This is a genomic window from Pseudomonas sp. HN2-3 (genome assembly GCF_020691745.1).
GTDB classification, from domain to species: Bacteria; Pseudomonadota; Gammaproteobacteria; order Pseudomonadales; family Pseudomonadaceae; genus Aquipseudomonas; species Aquipseudomonas capeferrum.
This window is the reverse complement of record NZ_CP085704.1, coordinates 2,629,449-2,655,814: the sequence shown is the minus strand read 5'-3', so window position 1 is coordinate 2,655,814 and position 26,366 is coordinate 2,629,449. Positions and strand designations below refer to the sequence as shown.

The window sequence follows — 26,366 nt, the reverse complement described above, 5'->3', positions numbered from 1 at the left end:
GAGGCCCCTGCAGCCATAACATCTCTGACAGCGTTATGGCGCGACACCTGGGCTTTCACCACCCGACGGCGGATTCAGCTGCAGCACCTCATTGGTATACGTCCACTCCTCCTGCACCTTGTCCGGATGCTCGTTCAGCCGGATGCCATAGGACGGCACGATCTGTTTGATCTTCGCCTGCCAGGCTGCTGAAGCCACCTTGTCCTTGAACACCTTGTTCAACACATCCAGCATGATCGGTGGCGCAGTCGAGGCGCCAGGCGATGCCCCCAGCAGGCCGGCGATGCTGCCGTCCTTGGACGTGACCACTTCGGTACCCAGCTTGAGCACACCACCCTGGGCCTCGTCTTTCTTGATGATCTGTACACGCTGGCCGGCTTGCCACAGGCGCCAGTCTTCCTTCCTGGCTTCGGGGAAGTAGGTGCGCAGCGCTTCGAAACGGTCATCGTCGGACTGCAAGACCTGACCGACCAGGTACTGCACCAGGTCGAACTCGCGCACCCCTACCCTGACCATCGGCCAGGCGTTGTGAACACTGGCGCTGGCGAACAGGTCAAGCAACGAACCCTGCTTGAGGAACTTGGTCGAGAAGGTAGCGAACGGGCCGAACAGGATCATGCGTTTGCCATCGAGCACACGGGTATCCAGGTGCGGCACCGACATGGGCGGGGCGCCGCTCGCCGCAATGCCGTAGGCCTTGGCCATATGGCGCTGGGCAATGGCCGGGTTGTCGGTTACCAGAAACGACCCCCCCACCGGGAAGCCGGCATAGTCCTTGGCTTCATCGATACCGGACTTCTGCAACAGCGGCAGCGCCGCGCCCCCTGCACCGATGAACAGGAACTTCGCATCGGTGGCGGCCTGGCTGCCGTCCTTCAGGTTCTTGTACTCCACATGCCAGGAGCCATCTTCGTTACGGGTAATGTCCTGGACCTCGGTCGACAGCTTGAGGTCGAAGTTTGGCCGGGTCTGCAGGTAGCCCACGTACTGCCGGGTGATCTCACCAAAGTTGACGTCGGTGCCGATCGGCGTCCAGGTCACGGCCAGTTTCTGGTTGGGGTCGCGCCCCTCCATCATCAGAGGCACCCATTTGCGGATCTGTTCGTGGTCTTCGGAATACTGCATCGGCTTGAACAGCGGGCTGGCTTGCAACGCCTCGTAGCGCTTTTTCAGGAAGCGGATATTGTCGTCACCCCAGACAAAGCTCATGTGCGGGGTGGTATTGATGAATGAGTGGGGGTTCTTCAACACGCCCTGCTTGACCTGCCAGGCAAGAAACTGTCGGGTCACCTGGAACGACTCGTTGATCTCCACCGCCTTGCTGATGTCGATCTTGCCATCCTTCTCTGGCGTGTAGTTCAGCTCCGCCAGGGCCGAGTGGCCGGTACCGGCGTTGTTCCAGCCGTTGGAGCTTTCTTCGGCCACCTTGTCCAGGCGCTCGACCATCTCCATCGACCAGCCTGGCTCCAGCTCATTGAGCCAGACAGCCAGGGTCGAACTCATGATACCGCCGCCCACCAGCAGCACATCGACCTTCTTGGTTTCAGCCGCCTGGGCATTGAGCATGCCCATCGCCAGCGCCAGGCCGGCCAGCGCCCACTTCGCATCGATCGTGATTTTCATGTCCTCTCCCGCACGCCTCGTAGCTGTCCGTAAAGTCCAGCACAAGCTTAGCTGAGGGTTTTACTGGGGCACCTCGATCACTGGGGCTTGCAATCAGGCCGCGCTCAAAATACTGTATGAATATTCAGTGTTTCGAGTCAGCCACCATGCAGCTCATCGCCAAACTCGGCATTCTCGCCGACGCCGCCAAGTACGATGCTTCCTGCGCCAGCAGCGGTGCGCCCAAGCGCAGCTCGCGCGGCGGCGACGGCCTGGGCGCCACCAATGGCATGGGCATCTGCCACAGCTATACGCCGGACGGCCGCTGCGTGTCGCTACTCAAGGTGCTGCTGACCAACTTCTGCCTGTACGACTGCCAGTACTGCGTCAACCGCCGCTCCAGCAACGTACCGCGGGCGCGCTTCACCCCGGAAGAAGTGGTGCGCCTGACCCTGGACTTCTACCGGCGCAACTGCATCAGCGGCCTGTTCCTCAGCTCGGGCATCATCCGCTCGGCCGACTACACCATGGAGCAACTGATCCGCGTGGCACGGTTGCTGCGCGACGAGCACAACTTCCGCGGCTACATCCACCTCAAGACCATACCCGACGCCGACCCGCTGCTGATCGAGGAAGCCGGGCGCCTGGCCGACCGCCTGAGCGTCAACATCGAGCTGCCGACCGATGCCAGCCTCAAACGCCTGGCACCGGAGAAACACGCGCACACCATCCGCCAGGCCATGGCAGTCATCCACCAAGGCCAGCAAGCCGTGGCCAATGAGCCGAAGGCGCCGCGCTTCACGCCCGCCGGGCAAAGTACCCAGGTCATCGTCGGCGCCGACGCCACCGATGACAGCACGCTGCTGCGCAATGCCGAGTCGCTGTACCAGGGTTACGGCCTCAAGCGTGTGTACTACTCGGCCTTCAGCCCGATCCCCGACAGCCCAGGCAGCGTGCCCCTGGCGGCGCCGCCGCTGTTGCGTGAACACCGCCTGTACCAGGCCGACTTCCTGCTGCGTGGCTATGGCTACAAGGCCGGCGAACTGCTGGGCCATAGCGGCAACCTGGCACTGGACATCGACCCCAAGCTGGCCTGGGCGCTGGCCAATCGCGAAGTTTTCCCGCTGGATGTTAACCGCGCCGAACCGGCCTTGCTGGCACGTATCCCGGGCATCGGCCTGCGCAGCGTGCAGCGCCTGGTGGCGCTGCGCCGTGAACGGCGCATCCGCTATGACGACCTGATCCAACTGCGCTGCGTACTGGACAAGGCCCGGCCGTTCATTGTCACCAGCGACTACCGCCCGGCCCAGGCCGAGCTGCGCAGCGGCCTGCTGCGCGAACGCCTGCGCGAGCCACAAGCGCCTGTGCAGATGGGGTTGTGGGGGTGATCGCGCTCGACTGTGATAACCACTTCGCCACCTGGCGTGACCAAGCCCGAACGCTGCTCGGCCATGGCATCGACCCGGCCGAGGTGACCTGGTCACAAGGCCCTATCGATGATCTGCTGGCCGTGCCGGCACCGCTGCCTGAAGGCCCCGGCCCGTTTCGCGGCAAAGTGCCGGCGGCGTTACTGAGCCAGTTGGCACAGGCCGCCTGCTATCGCGGCGCGCAACGCTGGAACCTGCTGTACGAAGTGCTCTGGCGCGTCGCCCATGGCGATCGCACCGCCATGCTCGCGGGCGACCGGCTGGGCAGTGAGCTGCACCGGCGGATCAAACAGGTCAGCCGTGAGGCGCACCACCTGCATGCCTTCGTGCGCTTTGTCCCCCTGCCCGAGGCGTTGGCCGAGCGACTGCAGCTGGACCTGGTCGCCTATCACGAGCCCGCCCACGACATCCTGCACGATGCCAGTGCGCACTTCGCCGACCGCCTGGGCCGACAACGCTGGTTGATCGCCACACCCACCGATGGCATCCGCTTCGACGGCCAGGCCTTCGATTACCGCCGCCACTGCCCCGATGACTGGCGGCAGTGGGCGCGCCATGCCGACGACCCCGGCGCCGAACTGTGGCGCACCTATTATCGCCACACCTTCAACCCTGCCCGCCTCAACCCGGACGCGCTGCGCCTGCATATGCCCGGGCGGTTCTGGCGGCATTTGCCGGAAGGCATGCTGATACCCCAGCTTGAAGGCCTGGCACGGCAGGGCAAACAGCGGGATGGGCAGGCGCTGGAAGTGGCCTCGCAGCGCGGCAAACGGATTTGTAGAGGTGAGTAACGCACGTGCTTACCGCCCCCATTTTCAACGGCATGACCGAACATGGGGTCTTTGCAGGCACGTCTGAACGCAGCGTGGAACTGTTAGTTTTGTCAGTAGCAGCACTTAGTAAGGCACGCCTATGATCGCCGCAAAATTCGCCATGGTTCGGCTCGATAAGGACTGTCTCGTGAGCCCCTATCAAGGCCCCGTCTGGACATCATCAGGAAGATTCCATGTCGATCAGAACGTGCATACTTGCTGGTGCAGCTACGGCGCTGTTCTTCGTCGCAACGCCTTCAATTGCCACAGAAGCGCCCTTCTCGCGCACCCTTTTTCTGGGCGACAGTTACACCGACAGTGGCTATTACCGGCCGTTGCTACCTCCTGGGGTTCAAGCTGGGCTAGGTAAGTTGACCACCAATCCGGGCAAGGTCTGGTCAGAGCATTTGGCTGACCACTATGGTGTGGATGCAAGCGCCAACGGCAATGGCCAGACGGGCGACAATTACGCTGCGGGTGGTGCGCGAGTGAGCATGCCGGCGGCCGGTGAGCTTGGGCCGATCCCCTCGTTGACAGACCAGCTGGCTCAGTACTTTTCGACCACTGGTGGTGTCGCTGATCCCCGGGCGCTGTACACGGTCTGGGGCGGCATCAATGACATGGCGTCTATTGTCGACCCTAGCCAAGTGCCAGTCGTGGTCAGTGCGACAGTGACTGACCAGATTGGCATCGTGGTGGGGTAGCCTTCGTAACGACACTCAGCGTTATGATCATGGACGCCTGTACGACGGCTCGGCCCCTGCTGGTTTATTTGGCGTCGATTGGTCCCGCAACGGCGTTGTAATGGGAGGCTTCGCCGGTGTTGGTCGCATGGAGGCTAACTTCGGTGCGCATCAAGGGGGGTACACGCAGTCCGACTCAACCCTCGGCCTGTTTAGTGGCTGGTACGGTGAGCGAATGTGGGTGAATGGCCAGCTCAGCTATAGCTGGCTGGATTATGACGTCACCCGTAAGGTTCAGATCGGACCTGCTACCCACACCCACAACGGTACTCCAGAAGGGCACAACCTCACGATGGCCCTTAACACAGGTTATGAGTTCGACAATGTGGGCGATTTGCGACATGGGCCGCTGGCCGCAATCATCTGGCAGCGGGTGGAGTTAGATGACTATGTCGAGAGCAATAGAAGCTTCACCGCCATGGGCTATTACGATCAAAAGGTTGACTCGACCGTGGGTCGAATTGGTTGGCAGGCCCGTCTACGAGCAAGTCGTTTTGAGCCTTATGCACAGATCACCTACGATCAGGCGTTTGAAGGCAGCAAGCAGGCCAACGCATGGCTGCAAACCGTACCTGGAGCTGGCCCGTATCGGGTGCCGGGGCTGGAGTTCGACCGTTACTACGTGACTGCGCTGCTGGGGGTGCGGGTAGTGTTAGGCGATGTGAGCGCCAGTATCGGAGTTACAACGACCACCCTGCAGAGCGAGGCCCAGGACGCCAGCTTGTTTGCGAGTTTCAGTGGCAGCTTTTGAGCGATGTGTGGACAGCCTGCATCTAGCCAGGTGTAACGCACACAAGAGCGGTTGGTGGAACTATGTCATACCAATGAGGTACCTGAGCGAGGGTATGAGCAGGATGCTTCCTGATACAGGCGAGCGACTAGACCCTCGGCAATAGCGATGGCCTGTCACTCAACCCACCCAGCAATCAAGCAAACAACCGGGCCAGGCACCCCAGCTTCTTCTTGTACGACCGCCGTGCCTCCAACGCCTGCTCCAGGCTCACCGCCAAGAACCGCGCCTGCTGATTGGGCTGCATCTGCCCGATCAGGTCCAGGTCGGCGCTGATCACCGTGCCGATCATGGCATACCCGCCGCCCGACACCGCATCGCGGTGCAGAATGATCGGCTCCAGCCCCGCTGGCACCTGGATCGAACCGATCGGATAGCAGCTGTCGACGATGTTCGAGGGGTCCGAGCCTGCGCCAAACGGCTGCTCACGTGGCTGGAAGCTCAATGCGCTAGCGCCCTTGTAGCGGTAGCCGATACGGTCCGCCTCGGCGCCGACGGTCCACGCCTGAGTGAAGAAGCTCTGCGCCGCCGCGTCGGTCAGGCGATGGAAATACAACCCCGGCACCACCCGCACTACCACCTCGCCACCCAGCGCCTGGCGCAGGGCCATCGGCAGGCTCGCGCCAGCCCGGGTCTTGCCGCTGGGCACACCGACCGGCAATACATCACCCGCCATCAACTTGCGCCCGTGCAGCCCGCCCAACGCACCCAGGGCGTAGGTCGAACGGCTGCCGAGCACTTCGGGTACATCGATACCGCCGGCCACGGCCAGGTACGCCCGGGCACCTGCGGTGGGGAAGCCGAAACGCAACACCTGCCCTGCCCTGACCGCAAACGCGGTGTCGGGGCGCTGCTCACGGCCGTCGAGCAAGGCGGGCATCTGCGCTCCGCATACCGCCACCAGCGCATCGTGCTGGAACTCAAGCTCTGGTCCCACCAGCGCGCATTCCAGCCCTGCTGCACCTGCCGGGTTGCCGACCAGATGGTTGGCGGCGCTCAGGGCATATTGGTCGAGCGCCCCGGACGGCGGAATGCCCAAGTGGTAATAGCCTTCGCGACCAAGGTCCTGTACCGATGTGGCCAGGCCGGGTTTGAGTACCTTGATCATGCCAGCACCTCCTGCAGCGTCTTGGGGTAGCCGACCGGGTCGGCGAGGAAGGCATCCAGGGAAAACGTCACCGGGCGAATGCGCAGGTTGAAGTGGCCCTCCTCCACATCCGCAACGGCCTGGTCATAGGTTCGGCGGTCGATAGGCTTGAACTGCACGATGTCCCCAGGGCGGAAGAACACCATGTGCGCCTTGAGGTAGGCCAAGGTCTGCTGCGGGTCGTAGATCGGCGCCGGGGTAACGCCGAACATCTGGTAGCCGCCTGCTCCGCGCACCGAGTAGATGCACCCGAAGCAACCGCCATGGCCGAGGGTCAACTTGGGTGTGTCGGTACGCGGACGCAGGTACTTGGGCACCTGCAACTGCCGCTCGCGCTCGACCATCTGGAACATGAACGGTAGGCCGGCAACGAAGCCGACCATCGACACGAACCAGGGCGCGCCACTGTGCGCGGCAATGAACGCCTCGACATCGGCCAGGCCGTTGACCTGCGCCGCATACTCAAGGTCAGTGCTGCTCGGGTCCTGGTGACGGTCACGAAAACGCATCAGGGTTTCGTGGGTCCACGGGTCGTTGTACAGCACCGGGATTTCGATAATGCGGGTCTGCAGCGAGCGCTCGGCCACCGCCTCTGCCTCGGCGCCGCGTACGGCTTCGAGCAGGGCCTGGGGGGCAATGCGGTCAGGGTCGAAGCGGATCTGGAACGAGGCATTGGCGAGGCATACGTCGAGTACGCCCTCCAGGCCAAGTCGCTCCACCGCGCGGGTGACGGCCATGCCCTTGAAGAAGGCCTCCAACGACATGCTGTCACTGACTTCGGCAAACAGGTGCTCGTCGGCACCGAAGCTGTAGCGGATCGGGGTTGAAGCAACCGGCTCGGCCATGACTGTTCCTTTTCTTGGAATCTTTATAGAAAGGCAGGCGAAAACAACTCAATGCAACGGCCCCGGCCTTTGAGCGCCGGGTGCCGATAAAACTCAGCGTGGCGCACGCACCTCGATACCCGCCCGATCGAGCGCCTGGCGCGTGGCCTCGACCAGGTCGAGCGCCCCTGGGGTATCACTGTGCAGGCAAATGGAATCGAACTCGATGGCCAGGTCCTGCCCCTCTACCGTGCGCACCAGGCCTTGCTGGCAAGCCCGCAGCACGCGCTCAGCGACGGCCTTGGGGTCATGGCTGCGCACGTTGCGGGTGAACACGATAGAGCCGCTCATGTCGTACTCGCGGTCGGCATAGAACTCGCGGATCACCGGCTGCCCGAGTGCCTGGGCGACACGGCAGATCACCGAGCCCGGCATGCAGTACAGCAGCAACTGCGGTTCGATCACACGCAGGTTCTGCACCAGCAGCCGTGCAGCCTCTTCATCGCGCGCCAAGTGCATGTACAACGCGCCGTGGGGCTTGATGTGTTGCAGCGTCACCCCCTGGGCACGGGCGATTTCACGCAGCGCGCCCAGTTGGTAAAGCATGTCGTCGACCAGCTCCTGGGCCGGGGCATTGATGTGTCGCCGGCCGAAACCGACCAGGTCACGAAAGCCCGGGTGTGCCCCGACCGCCACCCCTAGCGCCTTGGCCCGCTCGACAGTACGGCGCATGGTGCCCGGGTCGCCGGCATGGAAGCCAGTCGCAATGTTGGCCGAGCTGATGAAAGCCATCAACGCCTCGTCGACGCCGTCACCAATGGTCCACGGGCCGAATCCCTCTCCCATGTCCGAATTGAAATCCACCACCTGCATGAATGTAGCTCCTGGTGCTTGTGACTGCGTGAAAGCCACGTTAGATTCTCCTCTCCCCCTTGGGAAGATCTATAAACAGATAGGGTGTCTTCTGAAAATCAGATACACCGGGAGCCAACCGTGTCACTGACCCTGCGCCAGGTCCGCTACTTCGTGGCCACTGCCGAGATCGGCCAGATTTCCCAGGCGGCGATCCACCTGAACATCTCTCAATCGGCCGTGACCACGGCGATCAAGGAACTGGAGGCGATGCTCGGTGTGCTGCTGTTCCAGCGCTCGGCCCAAGGTATGAGCCTGACCGAGGCTGGCCGGCATTTTCTCAACCGGGCCTATGTGATTCTGCGCAGCGTGGACGACGCGCTGAACAGCCCGCTGCCTGACGTGCGCGCCAGCGGCCTGCTGCGCCTGGCCGCCAGCTATACCGTGATGGGCTACTTCCTGCCGCACCACCTGCAACGGCTGGAACACTGGCACCCGGACGTGACCCTGCACGTGCATGAACAGGAGCGCAGCGCCATCGAACAGGGCCTGCTTGAGGGCCGTTTCGACATGGCTGTGGTGCTCACCGCCAACCTCACCCACCCGGACATCGTCTCGGAAACCCTCTTCAACTCCGAACGCCGACTGTGGCTGCCCGGCCACCACCCGCTGTGCGAGCGCTCTGCGGTGAGCCTGGCGGATGTGGCCGGCGAACCGTTCATTCTGCTGACGGTGGACGAGGCCGAACAAAGCGCCATGCGCTACTGGGAGCAGGCCGGGCAGCGGCCCAGCGTGCGCGTGCGGACCAGCTCGGTGGAGGCCGTGCGCAGCATGGTGGCCAATGGCAGCGGCGTGGCGATCCTCTCCGACCTGGTGCACAGGCCCTGGTCGCTGGAAGGCAAGCGGATCGAGACGGTGACCATCAGCGACCCGGTGACGCCGATGAGCGTGGGCCTGGCCTGGCACCGCGAGCGGGCGTTCAGCCCGGCCATGCAGGCGTTGCGCAACTACTTCCACAGTGCGTTTCTGGCACCGCAGCAGCTGTCGGCGCGGCGCTGACCCTTTTCCCCCTGGGAACACGCCGCGCAGGCATTGCGAACGTTCCGCGTGCGAAGCCGTCATAACTGTGGCCGGTGCCGACACGCAGAGAGGACGCGAGATGACTCAACCCGACCCGTCATACATCCAGTGGCTCGAAGACCATTCCATGCTCAAGGCCTCCCAGCAGCGGGCCCTTTTGTATTCGGGGCAATCGCGCCTGTGGCAAAACCCCTATGCCGAGGCCCAGCCCCGCCGCGCAACCGAGATCGCCTCGGTGTGGCTCACTGTCTACCCTGACGCTATCATCGCCCCCGATGACTGCTCGGTGCTCTCGGCCCTGGCCCACGAAGCCTTGTGGAAGCGCTTGTCGGAGATCGGCATACAAGGCGTGCACACCGGCCCGATCAAGCAGTCTGGCGGCGTGCGCGGCCGCGAGTTCACCCCCAGCGTGGACGGCAACTTCGACCGCATCACCTTCGACATCGACCCGCTCTACGGCAGCGAGCAGGAGCTGATCCAGATGAGCCGCATGGCCGCGGCGCACAACGCCGTGACCATCGATGACCTGATCCCTTCGCACACTGGCAAAGGCGCCGACTTCCGCCTGGCAGAACTGGCCCACGGCGCCTACCCCGGGCTTTACCACATGGTCGAGGTGCGCGAGGAAGACTGGCCGCTGCTGCCCGACGTACCCGCAGGGCGCGATTCGATCAACCTGCTGCCGGCCGTGTGCGATGCGCTCAAGGCACGCCACTACATCGTCGGCCAGTTGCAGCGGGTGATCTTCTTCGAGCCTGGGGTCAAGGAGACCGACTGGAGCGTCACCCCGCCGGTCACCGGCGTCGACGGCAAGACCCGGCGCTGGGTGTACCTGCACTACTTCAAGGAAGGCCAGCCGTCGCTCAACTGGCTCGACCCGACATTTGCCGCCCAGCAGATGATTATCGGCGATGCCCTGCATGCGCTGGACTGCCTTGGCGCGCGGGGCCTGCGCCTGGACGCCAATGGGTTTCTCGGGGTGGAAACCCGCCTTGAGGGCACGGCCTGGTCCGAGAGCCACCCCCTGTCGATCGTCGGCAACCAGCTGATTGGCGGCATGATTCGCAAGGCGGGCGGTTTCAGCTTCCAGGAGCTGAACCTGACGATCGACGACATTGCCCTGATGTCCAAGGGCGGCGCCGACCTGTCCTACGACTTCATCACCCGCCCGGCCTACCAGCACGCGCTGCTGACCGGCGACACCGAATTCCTGCGCCTGATGCTCAAGGAAATGCACGGTTTCGGCATCGACCCGGCTTCGTTGATCCATGCTTTGCAGAACCATGACGAGCTGACCGTCGAACTGGTGCACTTCTGGACCCTGCACGCCCACGACATGTACCTGTACAAGGGCCAGACCCTGCCCGGCAACATCCTGCGAGAGCACATTCGCGAAGAAATCTACGAACGTCTGTCGGGCGAACATGCCCCTTACAACCTGCGCTTCGTCACCAACGGCATCGCCTGTACCACCGCCAGCCTGATCACGGCCGCCCTCGGCATCCGCGACCTCGATCAGATCAACGCAGCGGATATCGAGCGTATCCAGAAGATTCACCTGCTGCTGGTGATGTACAACGCCATGCAGCCTGGCGTGGTGGCGCTGTCCGGCTGGGACCTGGTCGGAGCCCTGCCCTTGCCCGCCGAGGCGGTGGCAGAACGCATGCTCGATGGCGACACCCGCTGGATCCACCGCGGCGGCTACGACCTGGCCGGCCTTGCCCCGCACGCCGAGGCCTCGGTGCGCGGCATGCCCCGTGCCCGCGCGCTTTACGGCAGCCTCGACAGCCAGCTGGAACACCCCGATTCATTCGCCAGCAAGGTGAAGAAGCTGCTTGCCGTGCGCCAGGCCTACGGTATCGCCACCAGCCGCCAGGTGCTGGTGCCCGAGGTCAGCAGCCCTGGGTTGCTGGTGATGGTGCACGAGCTGCCGGCCGGGCGCGGGGTGCAGATCAGCGCGCTGAATTTTGGCCAGACGGTGATCAGCGAAGCGCTGCACTTGACCGGCTTCACGCCGGGGCCGGTGGTGGACATGATCAATGAAACGGTCGAGGGCGACTTGACCGAAGATGGGCGGCTGGTGGTGAACCTGGACCCTTACGAGGCACTGAGCCTGCGCATCGTGAACAGCAGCGGGCATGTCTGAACGGTCGCGGCCACCTTGCTTTTACCGCTTCACAGGCTTAGTTTCCGGGTGACTTCATTTTCCCGTGCCCAGGAGCAACTTCCATGTACACCGGCATCGTCCAGGCCGTCCGCCCTCTGCTTGCGGTGAACACCTACCCAGGCCACAAGCAGTTCACCCTCGACCTCACCCCGGAGCTGCTCGACGAACTCAAGATCGGCGCCAGCGTCAGTGTCGAGGGTACCTGCTTGTCGGTTACCGAGATCGACGGCACCGAGGTGAAATTCGACGCCATGAACGCCACCCTGGAGCGCACCAACCTGCGCTGCTTGAAGGCTGGCCAGGGCGTGAACATCGAACGCTCGGCCAAGATGAACGCCGAGATCGGCGGCCACTTGATGGCGGGCCACATCGCCACCACCGCCGATATCGTCGAACTGTCGATCCAACCGACCGGTGCGTTCATCAAGTTCCGCATGCCGCCCGAGTGGGCCAAGTACGTGTTCCCCCGCGGGTTCCTTGGTGTGAACGGCTGCAGCCTGACCGTCGCTGATGTCGAAGACACCGTCATCACCATCAACCTGATCCCCGAAACCTTACGCCAGACCACCTTCGCCAACTACCAGGCCGGCGAGCTGCTAAACATCGAAGTGGACCACCAGACCATGGTGTTGGTCGATGTGGTCGAACGCACCCTCAAGGGTACCCTGGCCCGCGAAAAGCTGTTGCCCTGAACATGCTGCCCAACGCGTTGACATCGCACAGTGCGCGGCGGCTGAAGCTGCGCAGCCTGCGAGGCCGGGTGGGCCTGGGGCTGGTGGCCGGGCTGTCGGTGCTGGCCGGCATGACCGATGCCATCGGCCTATTGGCCCTGGGCGACTTTGTTTCGTTCATGAGCGGCAACACCACCCGCCTGGCCGTCGCGATCAGTGAGGCGGATGCGGCCATGGTGCTGCGCCTGAGCGGAGCGGTACTCGGCTTCGTCGCCGGTAATGCCCTGGGCGTGTTGCTGGCCCGCAGCTTTCGGCGCCGCGCCTGGCCGGTACTGCTGGTGGTCGCGGGGCTGCTGGGTGGCGCTGCGGCCTGGCCGCTGGCCGCGACCTTTCCGGCGTTGCTTGCGGCGACGCTGGCCATGGGCATGATCAATGCGGTGGTCGAGCAGGTGAATGGCCTGCCCATCGGCCTGACCTATGTCACCGGTGCCCTGTCCCGCTTCGGCCGCGGCCTGGGCCGCTGGGTGCTGGGCGAGCGGCGCAATGGCTGGCGGGTGCAGCTGGTGCCTTGGGCCGGCATGCTGCTGGGCGCCGCCCTTGGCGCCTGGCTGGAGCACCGCTTGGGCTTGCAGGCGCTGGCGGGCAGTTGCGCGCTGGCGTGCCTGCTGGCCTTGGTGACGCGGTTCATTCCGCGCTCATGGCAACTGGGCTACATGCCACGCTGATCAGATGCTGCGCATGATACGGCCATCGACCTTGATGCAATAGACGATAGAAAAACTACTGACCAGATGCCTGCGCCTGTTGCAACAACCAGCTGCGCACCCTCTCCAGTGCTGGCGCTTGATAGGCATTGCGCGGCCAGACCAGGTAAAACGCCCGCTCCAGCACCAATTGCTGCTCGAACACCAAGGCCAACCGCCCTGCTTCAATGTCGTTGCGTACGAAGAAGTCGCTGGCCAAGGCGAGCCCCTGCCCGGCCACTGCAGCATCGATCGCCAACGATGTCTGGTTGAAGCGCACATTCTTGGCCCCAGCCAACAGCGGCTGCGCAAAGACCTCGCCGATAAAGGTTGGCCAGAAATTGTGCGCATCGTGCAGCAGCGCGAAGCGGTGCAAGTCGTCAAGGGAAGCCGGCTTGCCCAGTTGCGCTAGTAGCCCAGGGCTTGCCACGGCGACGATGCGTTGCTTGAGGAAAGGCTCGACATGCAAGGCCGGGCCGAACGGTGGGCGGCCGTAGCGCACCGCGATATCCACGCCCTCAGGGCGGAACTGCGAGAGGCGATCAGTGGCCAGTACCTGCAGGTCGATATCGGGGTGGTCATGGGCAAGTGACGCCAGCCGAGGGATCAGCCACTTCGCCGCAAAGGTGGGCGTAACGCTGACCGTCAGGTGGGACGCATCGGGGTGCAGCGCCTGGGTAGCCGAGGCGATCAAAGCGAACGCACTGCGGATATCGGCGCTATAGCGCTGGCCGGCGCCGGTTAGCCTCAGGCCCCTGGGCAACCGTTCGAACAGTTTGACCCCAAGGTTCGCCTCCAGCCCGCGAACCTGCTGCGCCACCGCCGCCTGGGTTACCCCCAGCTCGTCCGCTGCCAGGCGGAAGTTGAGGTGGCGTGATACCACCTCGAACACCCGCAAGCCATTGAGTGGCGGTAGCGCCGAAAAGCCCTCGGCCATATAAGTTATCTACTGAGTAAAGGGCCTTGTACCTTACTCGATACGCGGATGTTGCTGCACCAGCAATTTGCGTTTGGCCTCAAGCTCTGCAATCTGCGTGTCGATGTCTTCGATTTTCTGCTCGATGTTGTCGTGGTGCTCCTGCAGCAGCTCGCGTGCTTCCTCGATGTCAGACGCGGCAGGCGCCGCGCCGCGCAGGGGTTTGTTGGCGGTTTCCTTCATGGTCAGGCCGGTGACCAGGCCGACGGCCGCAATCACCATCAGGTAGTAGGCCGGCATGTACAGGTTGCCCGTGCTTTCTACGAGCCAGGCGGCCAGGGTCGGGGTAAGGCCGGCGATCAGTACCGAGATGTTGAACGCGCTGGCCAGGGCGCTATAGCGAATGTGCGTGGGGAACATCGCTGGCAATGTCGATGCCATCACGCCGATGAAGAAGTTCAGCAGCACGGCAATGATCAACAGCCCGGCGAAAATCAGCCCAAGCACGCCGCTGTTGATCAGCATGAAGGCTGGGATAGCCAGCGCGAACAGGCCGACACTGCCGACCATGATGAAAGGCCGGCGCCCGAACTTGTCACTGAGCAGCCCGATGATCGGCTGCACGAACAGCATGCCGACCATGATCGCGATGATGATCAGCACCCCGTGGTCTTCGCTGTAGTGCAGGTTGTGCGACAGGTAGCTGGGCATGTAGGTGAGCAGCATGTAGTACGTGACGTTGGTGGCGATCACCACGCCAACGCAGGTCACCAGGCTGCGCCAGTGCTGGGTGGCCACCTCTTTGAACGACACCTTGGGGCCGGAGGCCAGGCCTTCGCGGTCGCCTTGTTCGAGCTTTTCGACGTGCTGCTGGAATGCCGGTGTCTCCTCCAGCGCGTGGCGCAGGTAGAGGCCAATGATGCCCAGCGGCAAGGCCAGGAAGAACGGCAGGCGCCAGCCCCACTCAAGGAACTGCTCCTCGCCCAGCACGGTGGAAATCAACACCACCACGCCCGCACCGAGAACAAACCCTGCGATGGAGCCAAAATCCAGCCAACTGCCGAGGAAGCCGCGCTTGCGGTCGGGCGCGTACTCGGCGACGAAAATCGAGGCCCCGGTGTATTCACCGCCTACCGAGAAGCCCTGGGCCATCTTGGCCAGCAGCAGCAGGATCGGCGCCCAGATGCCGATCGAGGCATAGGACGGTATCAGGCCGATGGCAAAGGTGCTCAACGACATGATCACGATGGTGGCGGCGAGAATCTTCTGCCGGCCGAACTTGTCGCCCAGTGCCCCAAAGAACAACCCGCCCAGCGGGCGGATCAGGAAGGGTACCGAGAAGGTGGCCAAGGCGGCGATCATCTGCACGCTGGGGTCGGCGTTGGGGAAGAACACCTTGCCGAGTGCGTAGGCGACGAAGCCATAGACGCCGAAGTCGAACCATTCCATCGCGTTGCCCAAGGCGGCGGCGGTGATCGCTTTGCGCATCTTGGCGTCGTCGACGATGGTGATGTCTTTCAGGCCGATCGGTTTGACGCTTTTCTTGCGAGATTTCATGCTTATATCCCTGTCGCTGAATGCTCTATGGCATCAGAGACTAAGGGACACTAAATAATTCAGCGCTTAATGAATTTTTGTAGTTTCAGGGCAGGCTGGGGGCTTGTAGGAGCGGCCTTGCGTCGCGAAAGGGCTGCGTAGCGGCCCCGGCGATTTTTGCTGCGCCACAGAACCTGGGGCCGCTACGCGCCCCTTTCGCGACGCAAGGCCGCTCCTACAGGCCGCCCCCACAAGGCAGGCGGCCCTATCAGATACCTTCTCGCGCCAGGTCCATGGCGAAGTAGGTCAGGATCAGGTCGGCACCCGCCCGCTTGATGGCACCGATGCTTTCACGCATCACGCGCCCTTCATCGATGGCACCGGCCAGGCCGCCGAACTTGATCATCGCGTATTCACCACTGACCTGGTAGGCCGCCAGTGGCAGGCGCGAAGCAGCGCGGATGTCGGCGATCACGTCAAGGTAGGCGCCGGCCGGTTTGACCATCAGCACATCGGCCCCTTCCTGTTCGTCGAGCAACGATTCGCGCACGGCTTCGCGGCGGTTCATCGGGTTCATCTGGTAGCTCTTGCGGTCGCCTTTGAGGGCGGTACCGCCGGCCTCGCGGAACGGGCCATAGAGCGACGAGGCGAATTTGGTCGAATAGGCCATGATTGCCGTGTCATGGAAGCCTGCGGCATCCAGCGCACCCCGAATCGCCTGGACCTGGCCGTCCATCGCCGCCGATGGCGCGATGAAGTCGGCGCCGGCGGCGGCCGCGATCACGGCCTGCTTGCCCAGGTTGACCAGGGTGGCGTCGTTGTCCACACCGTGGTCGTGCACCACACCGCAATGGCCGTGGCTGGTGTATTCGCAGAAGCAGGTGTCGGACATCACCACCATTTCCGGCACGGTGTCCTTGCAGATCCGCGCCATGCGCGCCACCAGGCCGTTTTCGTTCCAGGTGTCACTGCCGACCTCGTCCAGGTGGTGCGAGACGCCAAAGGTCATCACCGACTTGATGCCGGCACGGGCGTAGCGCTCGATTTCTTGCGCCAGCCGTTTTTCAGGGATGCGATTGACACCCGGCATGCTGGTGATCGGCACGAAATCATCGATGCCTTCTTCGACGAAGATCGGCAGGATCAGGTCTTCAAGGCGGAACTCGGTTTCCTGGAAGATCGAACGCAGGGATTCGTTCTGGCGCAAGCGACGAGGACGAACGGAGGGGAAACGGTTGGACATGACAGCTCCAGGGAATATGGACGGCGTACACCATATGCCTGTTGAGCCCCAGTGAAAAGGCTGAATGAAGAGATTGTGTCTTGCATCAAGGGTAATAGCCTGGATTAGCCGTGCCTCTTCGCGGGTAAACCCGGGAAGAGGCCGGTATAGGCACTTCACTCCACCAACCGCGGCGCCCCCACATCTGCCGCCTGCCGATCCAGCCCATGCGCCTCAAGTATGCGGGCAATCTCGCCACTGCCATGCAACGCCTGGATGTTGGCATCCAGCGCCTTGCCCAGTTCGACGTTGCTCAGCATGTAAGGGATGCTGGTTTGCCCCGGTTGCTCGGTCGCCTTGACCCGTGGATCCGGCTCGGACACTTTGATGCTGGCGCCCTTGTACGCCCCCTTCTGCTGCGAGGCGACGGCCACCGCATGGCTGTCGATGCCGGCCTCGATGCGCCCCGAGGCCAGGTCCTGGGCCATGGCCACCGGGTTGGGGTACAGCACCAGGTCGTCGCCCAGCACCGTCTTCAGGTCACTGACCCACAGGTAGCCCTGCACCGTCCCCACGCGCTTGCCCTCCAGCTCGCTGACCTTGGCATAGCCCTGGGGCGAGATGATGCCCATCACGTCCAGGTACAACGGCGCCGACAGCCCCAGCACCTTGCCGCGCTCCGCCGTGCGGTACCAGTCGCCAATGACCACGTCGGCACGGCGGGCCACCACCGACTGGATTGCCGCCGAGGGGTCGAGCACGCTGACCTTGATGGTCAGGCACTCCCGGGCCGCGATCTGCTTGATGATCTCGCCATCAACGCCGCCCAGTGCCTGGCCGGTGCCAGGGATCGAGTACGGTGGGAAGACCCAGGCCGCGACGGTGAGCACACCAGGGGTCAGGGTTTCGAACGTGTGGGTGGGTTTGCACTCGGCCATGGCCTGGGCGCTGCCGACCAGGGCCAGGCACAGGCTCAGGCAACGGGTAACGCGCTTGAATGGTTTCATCACGGGTACCTTTCAGGAAGTGAATGTAAAAGCAGCATCAGCAAGCAGGTTGCACGCCGGGCGCCAAGCGTCGCTCCAGGGCAGCCACGCCCAGGCTGGCCGGCGCGCAGACTGCCGCGTACATCAGCCCGGCCAGCACCAGCACCGGCATGTACTGGAACGTCGAGGAGCCGATGGCCGAGGCGCGGCTGACGATCTCAGGCAAGGCGATGGTGAAACACAGCGAAGAAGCCTGGAACATCATGATCGAGAAGCCGAGCAACGACGGCAGCGCCACCCGCAAGGCCTGGGGCAGGATCACATAGCGCAGGGCATCGACCCGGTTCAGGCCAATCACATCAGCCGCCTCGTGCTGGCCACGGGCAACCGCCTCGATGCCGCCGCGGATGATCTCGCTGGTGTACGCCGCCGTGCAGTACGCCAACGCCAGCACGGCCGCCCAGAACGAGGTCAAGGTCAGGTTCACCGACGGCAGGCCGAAGTAGAAGTACTGCAACAGGATCAATGCCGGCGCCCCCCGCCCCAGTTCGACGATGATCAACGCCGGGTAGCGTATGGCCTTGCCCCTGGCGCCTACGCCCAGGGCCAGCAGCAGCCCCAGCGCGATGCCCAGCAGCAGGCTGATGGCGGTCACCTGCAACGACAGGACAAAGCCCTTCCATAACTCCGGAAACCACTGCGCCCACAGTGTCAGCAGCGCGTTCATAGGCTGATCCTCCGTTGCAAGGTGCTCGACAACCAGCGCGAAGCCAGCGCCACCGGCACGCTGAGCACCAGGTACACCAGCGCAGCCGCGCTGTACACGCCCAGCCCCTGGAAGGTTTGCTGCGAAACCTGGTACGCCTGGAAGCTGATATCCGCGACACCCAGCGTCGACGCCACCGCAGAGTCCTTGAGCAGGCCGATGGCGTAGGTGGCCGCTGTCGGGATGGAAATGCGCACCAGCTGCGGCAACACCACATCGAAGAAACGCTGCGGCGCTGACAGGTTGAGCACATGGGCGGCTTCATACTGGCCATCGGGGATCGCCGCAAAGGCGCCCCGGTAGACCTCGGCCATCTGCGCGGCGGTAATCAGGCCAAGGCCGACCACCGCTGCGACAAACGGCGACAACGTGACATAGCCGCCGCCAATGCCGAAAAAGATGAAGAACAGCCAGACGATCGGCGGGATCGAACGCAAGGTCAGCACCAGAGCCGCGCCCAATACCCGCAACGACGGCACCTGTGACATGCGCAGCGCACACAGCGGGAACCCCAGCACCACACCGACAGCAAAGGCGCAGACGGTCACACCCACGGTCCACGGCACGCCCGCCAGCAGCATCATGAGGATATCGTTCATCAGCGGTTCCTCACAGCCTGGAGGAACTTGCTCACCCGTTCATGGCGTGGCTGGCGCATCACCTGGGCACTCGGGCCCTGTTCGATGATGCGGCCCTCGGCCATGACCACCACGCGGTCGGAGACGGTCTCGGCAAAGTGCATTTCGTGGGTCACGACGATCATCGACATGCCCTCCCCGGCCAGCTCCTTCATCACCGCCAGCACCTCCAGACCGAGCTCCGGGTCCAGTGCCGATGTCGGTTCATCGAACAGCATCAACTGCGGCTCCAGCGCCAGGGCGCGGGCGATGGCGATGCGTTGCTGCTGCCCGCCCGAACAGCGCGCCGGATAATGCCCGGCTTTGTCCGCCAGGCCCACGCGCTCCAGCAACTGCATCGAGCGCGCATCGGCCTCGCGCTCACTGCGCCCCAGGGTTCGGACCTGCGCCAGGCTGACATTGCGTAGCACCGTCAGGTGCGGGAACAGGTTGAACGACTGGAACACCATGCCGATACGCCGGCGCAGTTTCAAAAGGTCCGCCCGCGCCATCGGCGTGGCGGCGTCGATGTCCAGCTCATCAAGGCGGATACGTCCACGCGTCGGCGGCTCAAGCTGATTGATGCAGCGCAACAAGGTGCTCTTGCCCGAGCCGCTGGGGCCAATGATGGCCACGACCTCGCCCTTGCTCATCTCGAAGTTGACGTCGTGCAGCACCTCGTATTTGCCAAACTGTTTGTAAAGCGATTCCAGGCGCAGAAACGCAGGCTTCACTGCAGGCACTGGCGGCACCTGACGCAGGGGGATACTCATCGGGTTCATGTGCAGGCCCTCCCCTCAATAGCGGTCGTCGTCGACCAGCGGCGTGCTCGACAGCTTGACCGCACCCTGGGCGGTGATCAGCACCTGCTCTTCAAGCTTGACGCCCTCGCGCCCGCCTTGCTCGCCGATGTAGCTCTCGACCGAGACCACCATGTTCTCCTCGAACACGCCGTCGTAGCCCCATTCGGCAAAGTCCACGGCGTAGGCCACGCTGGGGTACTCGTCGACCAGGCCCACCCCGTGCAGCATCATCATGTAGCGGTTGTGCTCGAACCGCTGCGGCACCGGCCAGCAGTGCGCGGCGAACTCGCGGAATGAAAGCCCCGGGCGCAGCAGCTGGAGGTTATGGCTGACCTGCTGCGAGGCAATGTCGAGCAGCGCGCGCTGGGCCCCGGTCACTGGTTTGCCAGGGCAGACGAAGCTGCGCGAGATGTCCGACAGGTAACCGCCGGGGCCGACCATGTCGGTGTCGAAGCAGACCATCTCGCCCGCCTCGATGACTTTGTCGGTGGCGTCCTGGAACCACGGGTTGGTGCGCGGACCGGAGCTGAGCAGGCGGCTCTCGGCCCACTCGCCGCCCTGGGCCACGTTGGTGCCGTGGAGGATGCTCCACAGCTGGTTTTCGGTAATACCCGGCACCAGGCTGGCCCGCATGCGGGCGATGGCCAGGTCGCACACGGCCATGGACACCCGATGGCTGGCGATTTCCTCGGCGGACTTGATCAGCCGCGCCTGCTCCATCAACGGCTGGGCGTCGAACAACGCGATGCCTTTGGCCTTGAGCTTCTCGGCCCCCCAAGGGTCACAACGGTCAACCGCCAGGCGGCGATTGCCGCCACTGTGGCGCAGCATCAGCTCGGCCACTTCCGCCGCCCACAAGGCCGCCTTCTCATCGACCCTGGGGCCGGCCAGAAAGTACAACCAGGGCAGCGCCGGGCGGATCTCGTCGATGGTCTCGACGTGCTCGCTGTTGTGCCGGCTGCTGGTGAACTCGAACAGCACCACCGGCCCTTCCGTGGGCACGAACACATAACGGCTGGGCGAGTGCATCACCCACAGGCCAAGGTTGTTGGTGTCGGTGGCATAGCGGATGTTGATCGGGTCGGCGAGCAGGATGCCGCCATAGTCGTGCGCACGCAGTTGCTGGCGAATACGCTGCAGGCGGTATTCGCGCAGGGCCTTGCGGTCGATGGCGGCCTGGGCCGCGAGCAGGCCGCTGTCTACCGGTGCCAGGGCATGGCCGGTGACGCTGGCGTCGGTGCGAAACTGCAGGGATGACGGGGCGAGCAGGCAGGGCTGCTCGGTCGATTGGGTACCGATGTGCATGGTTACACTCTCCACTGGATATCGTTGTCGTTGTTGGAGCCAGGGCAGTAACAGCGGGTGGTGCTGGGTTTATAGTTTTAAGGTGCAGCGTACCGATCAGAGGTCTTTCACCAGGCGCAGCGCGTCATAGATGGCCGCGTGGGTATTGCGCGAGGCCACCGCGTCGCCGATGCGAAACAGTTGGAAGCGCCCGTCGTTGCGCCGTGCCACAGTTTGCGGGCGGCCGGCAATGAGGTCCATGTACTCCACCGCCCCTTCATTGCTGGACAACGGGCACAGCTGGAAATACAGCTCGTCCAGCGGGCGGGTGCCATGGTTGACCACCACCTGGTCGACTTGCCGGGTCTGGCGCAGCTCGCTGTAGTCGGTGCCGATGCTGGCCAGCAGGCCGGCTTCACCCTTGTGTACCGCCTTCAGCCGCCAGGTGACGGTGAAGGTCGTGTCCAGTTGCTGCAGGGTGCGCATGTAGGGCACCAGGTTCATGCCCATGACTTCTGGCGAGAAGGTTCGGTCGGGGGTCATGATCTCGGTGCGTGCGCCGCTTTGCGCAATGAACTCGGCGGCCTGCAGGGCGGCATGGTCCCCGGCATCGTCATACACCAGCACGTTGCGCCCAGGCTTCACGTCGCCGGAGATGATGTCCCAGCTCGACACCACCAGGTCGTTGCCGTGCTCCAGCACTTCGGTATGGGGAAGCCCACCGGTCGCGACGATGACCACATCGGCGGCCTCGTCGAGGATGATCTGGCTGTCGGCCCACACGTTGTAGTGGAAGGTCACGCCCAGGCGCTCGCACTGGGCCAGACGCCAGTCGACGATGCTGATCATTTCCTTGCGCCGCTCGGACTGCGCGGTCAGGCGGATTTGCCCGCCGGCCTTGTCAGCCACCTCGTACACCACCACTTCATGGCCACGCTCGCCCGCCACCCGCGCCGCCTCCAGCCCTGCCGGGCCGGCACCGACGATGACCACCTTGCGCCGCACCGGCGCCTTGGCGATGTCGTGGGGCATGCTGGTTTCGCGCCCGGTGGCGGCGTTGTGAATACAGTAGGCGGCACCACCGTGGTAGATGCGGTCCAGGCAATAGTTGGCGCCGACGCAGGGGCGGATCTGGTCTTCGCGGCCTTCGATGATCTTGCGCACGATGTGCGGGTCGGTCATGTGCGCGCGGGTCATGCCGACCATGTCCACCAGGCCTGCGGCGATGGCATGGCGGGCCGTGGCCACGTCCGGGATCTTCGCCGCATGGAAGGTCGGGAAGCCGGTCAGCGAACGGATCTCGCCGGCGAAGTCCAGGTGCGGGGCGTTGCGCATGCCCTGGATCGGGATGATGTCGGTAAGGCCTGCGTCGGTGGCGATATTGCCGCGTATCACGTTGAGAAAGTCGATCATCCCGCTGTTTTTGAGCAACTGCGAAATCTGCAGGCCTTCCTGCCGGGTCAAGCCGCCGGCCAGCACTTCGTCGCCGGTGTAGCGGATACCGACGATGAACGCGTCGCCCACCCGCTGCCGAATCGCGGCGAGCACTTCGAAGGTGAAGCGCAGGCGGTTTTCCAGGGAGCCGCCGTAGACGTTCTGCAACTCGTTGGTCAGCGGTGACCAGAACTGGTCCATCAGGTGGCCGTAGGCCTGCAGCTCGATGCCGTCGAGCCCGGCGGCCTGCATGCGTTCGGCAGCGTCGGCGTAGTCCTTGATGATGCGCTCGATGTCCCAGATCTCCAGGCGCTTGGGGAAGGCCCGGTGCGCCGGCTCCTGGTTGTGCGACGGTGACACCACTGGCAACCAGTCGCCTTTGTCCCAGCGGGTACGCCGGCCCAGGTGGGTGAGCTGGATCATCACCGCCGCGCCATGCTCGTGGCACTCGTCGGTGAGGTCTTTCATCCAGCCGACCACCTCGTCCTTGTAGGCCAGCACGTTGTTGAACACTGGCGGGCTGTCTCGGGAAATGGCGGCGGAGCCGGCGGTCATGGTCATTGCCACGCCGGCCTTGGCGCGCTCGACATGGTAGGCACGGTACAGCTGCTTGGGCATGCCGTCTTCGGGGTAGGCCGGTTCGTGGGAGGTGGTGATGATGCGGTTGCGCAAGGTGAGGTGCTTGAGTTGGTACGGCTGAAGCAACGGGTCATTTGACATGATTGTTCTCGCGTTCAGGGCATCAGGCAAAAACGACATTAGCCCCCATGTACATAGGTGTCAATTAATTAGACACAGGTGTACATTGCGCTTGCCAGCCTGCCATGGATACGGAAGAATGCGCCCATGAACATGACTTCGAAGACCCCAGAACTCGCCGCCCGCGGTTCGCTCGAAAGCTGGCTGAACGCCGCTTACGAAACCCTCAAGGAATCGGGGGTGGATGCTGTGCGGGTATTGCCGCTGGCGAAAAAACTCAACCTTGCCCGCACCAGTTTCTATTGGTACTTCGAGGACCGCGAGGCGTTGCTGGCAGCGCTGATCGAGCAGTGGAAGCGCAAGAACACCAGCAACCTGGTGAGCCATTCACAGGCGTATGCGGCGTCGATCAGCGAGGCGATACTCAATGTGTTCGATTGCTGGCTGAACAGCGAACTGTTCGATTCGCAGTTCGAATTCGCCATGCGCAGTTGGGCCCTGCAGTCGGAACAGGTAGCCGCCGAGATCGTCGAGGCCGACGCCCTGCGCATGGAGGCCCTGAAGCAGATGTTCGACCGCTTCGGCTTCAGCGAGGATGCCGCCGCCACGCGCGCCCGCTCGATCTACCTGGCGCAGATCGGCTACATCAGCATGAAGACCTACGAACCGCTGGCGCTGCGGATGCGCTTCATTCCAGAGTACCTGCGGATTTTCACCGGGGTTGAGCCTGAGGCCCATGAACTGGAGCGGTTCTACCAGCGCAACGGGTTTGTGCCGCCAGCGAACTGAACCTCGCCAGCGCCACAGGGTTGGGCCGCCAGGCGGCCCCAATGGACTACTGCATCCAGGGCGGAGGGGGTTCTTCACCCTTGACCGGGCCACGCTCGGCGTCCGCCAAGGCGGCGCGGCGGCGGGCGTCATCGAACCGCGCGGCTTCGATTTCACGCAACACGCCATCCACGTCGGCTTCCTCGTCGTCGTCAGCGAACACGCCGGTCAACGGGCTGTCCGCTTTCAGTTCGCCCGCTTCGAACAACGCCCACATTTCCTGGGCATAGCGGGTGTCCTTGAGCTCCGGGGCGAAGCGGCCGAAGTAATGGGCCATGTTCGACACATCACGTTGCAACATGCTGAAGGCATGGTTGTTGCCGGCTGCATCCACCGCTTGTGGCAAGTCGATGATCACCGGGCCGTCAGGGCCGAGCAGCACGTTGAACTCGGAGAGGTCGCCGTGCACCAGCCCTGCGCAGAGCATCAGGACGATCTGGCGGATGACGAATGTGTGGAATTCGCGAGCTTCTTCGGCTTCCAGGTGCACATCGTTGAGGCGCGGGGCGGCGTCGCCGTCGGCGTCCGTCACCAGCTCCATCAACAGTACGCCATCCTGGAAATCGTAAGGCTTGGGCACCCGCACACCGGCGCTGGCCAGGCGGAACAGGGCCGCCACTTCAGCGTTCTGCCAAGCATCTTCGGCCTCTTTACGACCGTACTTGGAGCCTTTGGCCATGGCGCGGGCCTGGCGGCTGTTACGTACCTTGCGGCCTTCCTGGTACTCGGCGGCCTGGCGGAAACTACGCTTGTTGGCCTCTTTGTAGACCTTGGCGCAGCGCACCTGGGTACCGCAGCGCACCACGTAGACCGCAGCTTCCTTGCCGCTCATCAGAGGTCGCAGTACTTCGTCGACCAGGCCGTCTTCGATCAGGGGTTCGATTCTTTTTGGAGTCTTCATCAGGCTTGAGTTCTGGGGTCCTGTGGCCGAGCCGTGGAGGTGGCGGCCATCCTCTCACAGCCTGATGGATCTTGCTCGTCTGAGATGCAACGTTCGTCTGTTACCGGCCGCCTAGGCGCCCTGCCCCACGGTGCTGCCTGGCGCCACCCGCGCCCGTCGGCGCGTGATCAGCAACCCCGAGCACACCACGAAGACCGCCAGCACCAGGGTGGAAACCACCTCAAGGCGATGGTCCGGGCGCAACAGCATCACCACCAGCACGCTGCTGATGAACAGGATCACCGCCCAGGTCAGCCATGGGAACAGCCACATGCGGTAGTTCAGTGTCTTGCCTTGCGCAGTCAGGCGCTTGCGCAGGCGCAGCTGGGAAATAGCAATCACCAGGTACACCAGCAAGGCGATGGCGCCGGAGCTTGCCATCAGGAAGCCAAACACCTTGGCCGGCACCAGGTAATTGGCGATCACCGCCAGAAACGCCGCACCGGTGGACAGCAGCACCGCGACAATCGGCGTACCGCTGCGGCTGGTCACTTGGGCACAGGCCGGCGCATCACCACGACGGCTCAGCGAATAGACCATGCGCGACGCGGTGTACAGCGACGAGTTCAGGCAACTGGTGACCGAGGTCAGCACGACGAAGTCGATGATGGCCTTGGCATGCGGCACACCAAGCGTATCCAGCACCGTGACGTAGGAGCCCTCGGTGGCCAACCGCGGGTCGGTCCAGGGCACCAGCGCGATGACGATGAAGATCGACAGGATGTAGAACAGCGTGATCCGCCAGATCACCGAGTTGGTGGCCTTGGAGATATGCTTGCCCGCCTCGTCCGACTCGGCGGCGGCAATGGTCACCACCTCGGCCCCAAGGAACGAGAACATGGTGATCAGCATGGCACTGAGTACCGCGCCGAAGCCATTGGGCATGAAGCCGCCGGTGTCCCACAGGCGCGAAACACCGCTGACGCCGGCGCTGGGCAGCAGGCCGAAAATGGCGCAGGCGCCCAGAATGATGAAGGCGACGATGGCAATGACCTTGACCAGCGCCAGCCAGAACTCGAACTCGCCGTAGTTCTTCACGCTGAACAGGTTGGTGGCCGTCAGCAGCAGGGTGATCACCAACGACAGCACCCAGATTTCCATCTGCGGCACATAGGTGTTGATGATGGTGGCGGCAATGTTGGCCTCGATGGGGATGATCAGCACCCAGAACCACCAGTACAGCCAACCGATGGTATAGCCGGCCCACTTGCCGATGGCGAGGTCGGCATAGGTGGAAAACGAGCCGGTATCCGGTGAGGCGACCGCCATTTCGGCCAGCATGCGCATGACCAGCACCACCAGCCCACCGGCCAGGATATACGCGAGGATGGTGGCGGGCCCGGCCTCGGCGATGGCCCGACCGGAGCCGACGAACAGGCCGGCGCCGATCACCCCGGCGATGGACAACATGGTGACGTGCCGCGATTTCAACCCATGACTCAAATTGTTCTTGTCTGTTTGCATGGCCTTACCTTCT

General features: G+C 63.6%; 24 protein-coding genes. 9 read left to right on the top strand and 15 right to left on the bottom strand.

Annotation, left to right across the window (positions count from 1 at the left end; genetic code table 11):
- Window positions 1-33: 33 nt before the first annotated feature.
- On the bottom strand, window positions 34-1,623 hold the full coding sequence (gene mqo / locus LJX93_RS12135) for a malate dehydrogenase (quinone) (RefSeq protein WP_033697555.1): 1,590 nt from the start codon (window positions 1,621-1,623) through the stop codon (window positions 34-36).
- A 146-nt stretch (window positions 1,624-1,769) separates the two neighbouring features.
- On the opposite strand from mqo, the gene LJX93_RS12130 reads away from it, so the two are divergent.
- The 4 genes from LJX93_RS12130 (at window position 1,770) to LJX93_RS12115 (ending at window position 5,335) form a co-directional block, all read left to right on the top strand.
- Window positions 1,770-2,990, top strand: coding sequence for a putative DNA modification/repair radical SAM protein (locus LJX93_RS12130; protein WP_095065032.1), 1,221 nt, complete (start codon window positions 1,770-1,772; stop codon window positions 2,988-2,990).
- Window positions 2,981-3,820, top strand: a complete 840-nt coding sequence (locus LJX93_RS12125) for a TIGR03915 family putative DNA repair protein (RefSeq protein ID WP_033697553.1) — start codon at window positions 2,981-2,983, stop codon at window positions 3,818-3,820. Before LJX93_RS12130 ends, LJX93_RS12125 begins: the two co-directional genes overlap by 10 nt.
- 215 nt (window positions 3,821-4,035) lie before the next feature.
- Entirely contained in the window at window positions 4,036-4,545 is a 510-nt protein-coding gene (locus LJX93_RS12120; RefSeq protein ID WP_227697231.1) for an SGNH/GDSL hydrolase family protein, read from the top strand.
- The gene (locus tag LJX93_RS12115; RefSeq protein ID WP_227697230.1) at window positions 4,526-5,335 is read left to right on the top strand and encodes an autotransporter outer membrane beta-barrel domain-containing protein; all 810 of its coding nucleotides are present in this window, start codon (window positions 4,526-4,528) and stop codon (window positions 5,333-5,335) included. Before LJX93_RS12120 ends, LJX93_RS12115 begins: the two co-directional genes overlap by 20 nt.
- Window positions 5,336-5,510: 175 nt before the next feature.
- Here the strand turns inward: LJX93_RS12115 and LJX93_RS12110 are convergent, their stop codons facing one another.
- The 3 genes from LJX93_RS12110 to LJX93_RS12100 all read right to left on the bottom strand — a co-directional run bounded on the left by LJX93_RS12110 (window position 5,511) and on the right by LJX93_RS12100 (window position 8,218).
- Window positions 5,511-6,482, bottom strand: coding sequence for a biotin-dependent carboxyltransferase family protein (locus LJX93_RS12110; RefSeq protein ID WP_227697229.1), 972 nt, complete (start codon window positions 6,480-6,482; stop codon window positions 5,511-5,513).
- Complete coding sequence (locus LJX93_RS12105; RefSeq protein ID WP_227697228.1) at window positions 6,479-7,366, bottom strand: 5-oxoprolinase subunit B family protein; 888 nt, start codon at window positions 7,364-7,366, stop codon at window positions 6,479-6,481. The genes LJX93_RS12110 and LJX93_RS12105 overlap by 4 nt, the downstream gene beginning before the upstream one ends.
- 93 nt (window positions 7,367-7,459) lie before the next feature.
- Window positions 7,460-8,218 (bottom strand): 5-oxoprolinase subunit PxpA, encoded by a 759-nt coding sequence (locus tag LJX93_RS12100; protein ID WP_095065026.1) that lies wholly within the window; start codon window positions 8,216-8,218, stop codon window positions 7,460-7,462.
- Between the two features lie 120 nt (window positions 8,219-8,338).
- Here LJX93_RS12100 and LJX93_RS12095 point away from each other — a divergent pair, with 120 nt between their 5' ends.
- The 4 genes from LJX93_RS12095 (at window position 8,339) to LJX93_RS12080 (ending at window position 12,840) form a co-directional block, all read left to right on the top strand.
- Entirely contained in the window at window positions 8,339-9,256 is a 918-nt protein-coding gene (locus LJX93_RS12095; protein WP_033697548.1) for a LysR family transcriptional regulator, read from the top strand.
- 100 nt (window positions 9,257-9,356) lie between these two features.
- Complete coding sequence (gene treS / locus LJX93_RS12090; protein WP_227697227.1) at window positions 9,357-11,423, top strand: maltose alpha-D-glucosyltransferase; 2,067 nt, start codon at window positions 9,357-9,359, stop codon at window positions 11,421-11,423.
- An 83-nt stretch (window positions 11,424-11,506) separates the two neighbouring features.
- Window positions 11,507-12,136 carry a riboflavin synthase gene (locus tag LJX93_RS12085; protein WP_047583355.1) on the top strand — a complete coding sequence of 210 codons (630 nt, stop codon included), beginning with the start codon at window positions 11,507-11,509 and terminating at the stop codon, window positions 12,134-12,136.
- Window positions 12,137-12,138: 2 nt separating this feature from the next.
- Window positions 12,139-12,840, top strand: coding sequence for a YoaK family protein (locus tag LJX93_RS12080; RefSeq protein ID WP_033697545.1), 702 nt, complete (start codon window positions 12,139-12,141; stop codon window positions 12,838-12,840).
- A gap of 55 nt (window positions 12,841-12,895) precedes the next feature.
- Here LJX93_RS12080 and LJX93_RS12075 read toward each other — a convergent pair whose 3' ends face one another.
- From LJX93_RS12075 to LJX93_RS12035, 9 genes are all read right to left on the bottom strand, one after another.
- Window positions 12,896-13,795, bottom strand: coding sequence for a LysR substrate-binding domain-containing protein (locus tag LJX93_RS12075; RefSeq protein ID WP_156310350.1), 900 nt, complete (start codon window positions 13,793-13,795; stop codon window positions 12,896-12,898).
- A 33-nt stretch (window positions 13,796-13,828) separates the two neighbouring features.
- A complete protein-coding gene (gene proP / locus LJX93_RS12070; protein ID WP_033697543.1) occupies window positions 13,829-15,331 on the bottom strand; it encodes a glycine betaine/L-proline transporter ProP in 1,503 nt (500 codons plus the stop codon).
- A 247-nt stretch (window positions 15,332-15,578) separates the two neighbouring features.
- Window positions 15,579-16,553 carry a porphobilinogen synthase gene (gene hemB / locus LJX93_RS12065; RefSeq protein WP_227697226.1) on the bottom strand — a complete coding sequence of 325 codons (975 nt, stop codon included), beginning with the start codon at window positions 16,551-16,553 and terminating at the stop codon, window positions 15,579-15,581.
- A gap of 155 nt (window positions 16,554-16,708) precedes the next feature.
- Entirely contained in the window at window positions 16,709-17,542 is an 834-nt protein-coding gene (locus tag LJX93_RS12060; protein WP_227697225.1) for a substrate-binding periplasmic protein, read from the bottom strand.
- Window positions 17,543-17,576: 34 nt separating this feature from the next.
- Window positions 17,577-18,245, bottom strand: a complete 669-nt coding sequence (locus tag LJX93_RS12055) for an amino acid ABC transporter permease (protein WP_033697540.1) — start codon at window positions 18,243-18,245, stop codon at window positions 17,577-17,579.
- On the bottom strand, window positions 18,242-18,883 hold the full coding sequence (locus LJX93_RS12050; protein WP_033697539.1) for an amino acid ABC transporter permease: 642 nt from the start codon (window positions 18,881-18,883) through the stop codon (window positions 18,242-18,244). Before LJX93_RS12050 ends, LJX93_RS12055 begins: the two co-directional genes overlap by 4 nt.
- Window positions 18,883-19,674 (bottom strand): amino acid ABC transporter ATP-binding protein, encoded by a 792-nt coding sequence (locus LJX93_RS12045; protein ID WP_152604613.1) that lies wholly within the window; start codon window positions 19,672-19,674, stop codon window positions 18,883-18,885. Before LJX93_RS12045 ends, LJX93_RS12050 begins: the two co-directional genes overlap by 1 nt.
- 24 nt (window positions 19,675-19,698) lie before the next feature.
- The gene (locus LJX93_RS12040) at window positions 19,699-21,009 is read right to left on the bottom strand and encodes a M24 family metallopeptidase (protein ID WP_156310358.1); all 1,311 of its coding nucleotides are present in this window, start codon (window positions 21,007-21,009) and stop codon (window positions 19,699-19,701) included.
- Between the two features lie 96 nt (window positions 21,010-21,105).
- Window positions 21,106-23,142, bottom strand: coding sequence for an NADH:flavin oxidoreductase (locus tag LJX93_RS12035; RefSeq protein ID WP_033697535.1), 2,037 nt, complete (start codon window positions 23,140-23,142; stop codon window positions 21,106-21,108).
- Window positions 23,143-23,268: 126 nt separating this feature from the next.
- Between LJX93_RS12035 and LJX93_RS12030 the strand changes: the two genes are divergently transcribed.
- A complete protein-coding gene (locus LJX93_RS12030; protein ID WP_047583361.1) occupies window positions 23,269-23,910 on the top strand; it encodes a TetR/AcrR family transcriptional regulator in 642 nt (213 codons plus the stop codon).
- 46 nt (window positions 23,911-23,956) lie between these two features.
- On the opposite strand, the gene LJX93_RS12025 is transcribed toward LJX93_RS12030, so the two are convergent.
- Entirely contained in the window at window positions 23,957-24,850 is an 894-nt protein-coding gene (locus LJX93_RS12025) for a PA4780 family RIO1-like protein kinase (protein ID WP_033697531.1), read from the bottom strand.
- Between the two features lie 111 nt (window positions 24,851-24,961).
- Entirely contained in the window at window positions 24,962-26,353 is a 1,392-nt protein-coding gene (gabP, locus tag LJX93_RS12020) for a GABA permease (RefSeq protein ID WP_033697528.1), read from the bottom strand.
- Between the last annotated feature and the right edge of the window lie 13 nt (window positions 26,354-26,366).

What these genes read in the sequence shown, in the direction of transcription:
- mqo (WP_033697555.1), bottom strand. Translation starts at nt 1,623, where the DNA reads ATGAAAATCACGATCGATGCGAAGTGGGCGCTGGCCGGCCTGGCGCTG.
- LJX93_RS12130 (WP_095065032.1), top strand. Translation starts at nt 1,770, where the DNA reads ATGCAGCTCATCGCCAAACTCGGCATTCTCGCCGACGCCGCCAAGTAC.
- LJX93_RS12120 (WP_227697231.1), top strand. Translation starts at nt 4,036, where the DNA reads ATGTCGATCAGAACGTGCATACTTGCTGGTGCAGCTACGGCGCTGTTC.
- LJX93_RS12110 (WP_227697229.1), bottom strand. Translation starts at nt 6,482, where the DNA reads ATGATCAAGGTACTCAAACCCGGCCTGGCCACATCGGTACAGGACCTT.
- LJX93_RS12105 (WP_227697228.1), bottom strand. Translation starts at nt 7,366, where the DNA reads ATGGCCGAGCCGGTTGCTTCAACCCCGATCCGCTACAGCTTCGGTGCC.
- LJX93_RS12100 (WP_095065026.1), bottom strand. Translation starts at nt 8,218, where the DNA reads ATGCAGGTGGTGGATTTCAATTCGGACATGGGAGAGGGATTCGGCCCG.
- treS (WP_227697227.1), top strand. Translation starts at nt 9,357, where the DNA reads ATGACTCAACCCGACCCGTCATACATCCAGTGGCTCGAAGACCATTCC.
- LJX93_RS12085 (WP_047583355.1), top strand. Translation starts at nt 11,507, where the DNA reads ATGTACACCGGCATCGTCCAGGCCGTCCGCCCTCTGCTTGCGGTGAAC.
- LJX93_RS12080 (WP_033697545.1), top strand. Translation starts at nt 12,139, where the DNA reads ATGCTGCCCAACGCGTTGACATCGCACAGTGCGCGGCGGCTGAAGCTG.
- LJX93_RS12075 (WP_156310350.1), bottom strand. Translation starts at nt 13,795, where the DNA reads ATGGCCGAGGGCTTTTCGGCGCTACCGCCACTCAATGGCTTGCGGGTG.
- proP (WP_033697543.1), bottom strand. Translation starts at nt 15,331, where the DNA reads ATGAAATCTCGCAAGAAAAGCGTCAAACCGATCGGCCTGAAAGACATC.
- hemB (WP_227697226.1), bottom strand. Translation starts at nt 16,553, where the DNA reads ATGTCCAACCGTTTCCCCTCCGTTCGTCCTCGTCGCTTGCGCCAGAAC.
- LJX93_RS12055 (WP_033697540.1), bottom strand. Translation starts at nt 18,245, where the DNA reads ATGAACGCGCTGCTGACACTGTGGGCGCAGTGGTTTCCGGAGTTATGG.
- LJX93_RS12050 (WP_033697539.1), bottom strand. Translation starts at nt 18,883, where the DNA reads ATGAACGATATCCTCATGATGCTGCTGGCGGGCGTGCCGTGGACCGTG.
- LJX93_RS12045 (WP_152604613.1), bottom strand. Translation starts at nt 19,674, where the DNA reads ATGAGTATCCCCCTGCGTCAGGTGCCGCCAGTGCCTGCAGTGAAGCCT.
- LJX93_RS12040 (WP_156310358.1), bottom strand. Translation starts at nt 21,009, where the DNA reads ATGCACATCGGTACCCAATCGACCGAGCAGCCCTGCCTGCTCGCCCCG.
- LJX93_RS12035 (WP_033697535.1), bottom strand. Translation starts at nt 23,142, where the DNA reads ATGTCAAATGACCCGTTGCTTCAGCCGTACCAACTCAAGCACCTCACC.
- LJX93_RS12030 (WP_047583361.1), top strand. Translation starts at nt 23,269, where the DNA reads ATGAACATGACTTCGAAGACCCCAGAACTCGCCGCCCGCGGTTCGCTC.
- LJX93_RS12025 (WP_033697531.1), bottom strand. Translation starts at nt 24,850, where the DNA reads ATGAAGACTCCAAAAAGAATCGAACCCCTGATCGAAGACGGCCTGGTC.
- gabP (WP_033697528.1), bottom strand. Translation starts at nt 26,353, where the DNA reads ATGCAAACAGACAAGAACAATTTGAGTCATGGGTTGAAATCGCGGCAC.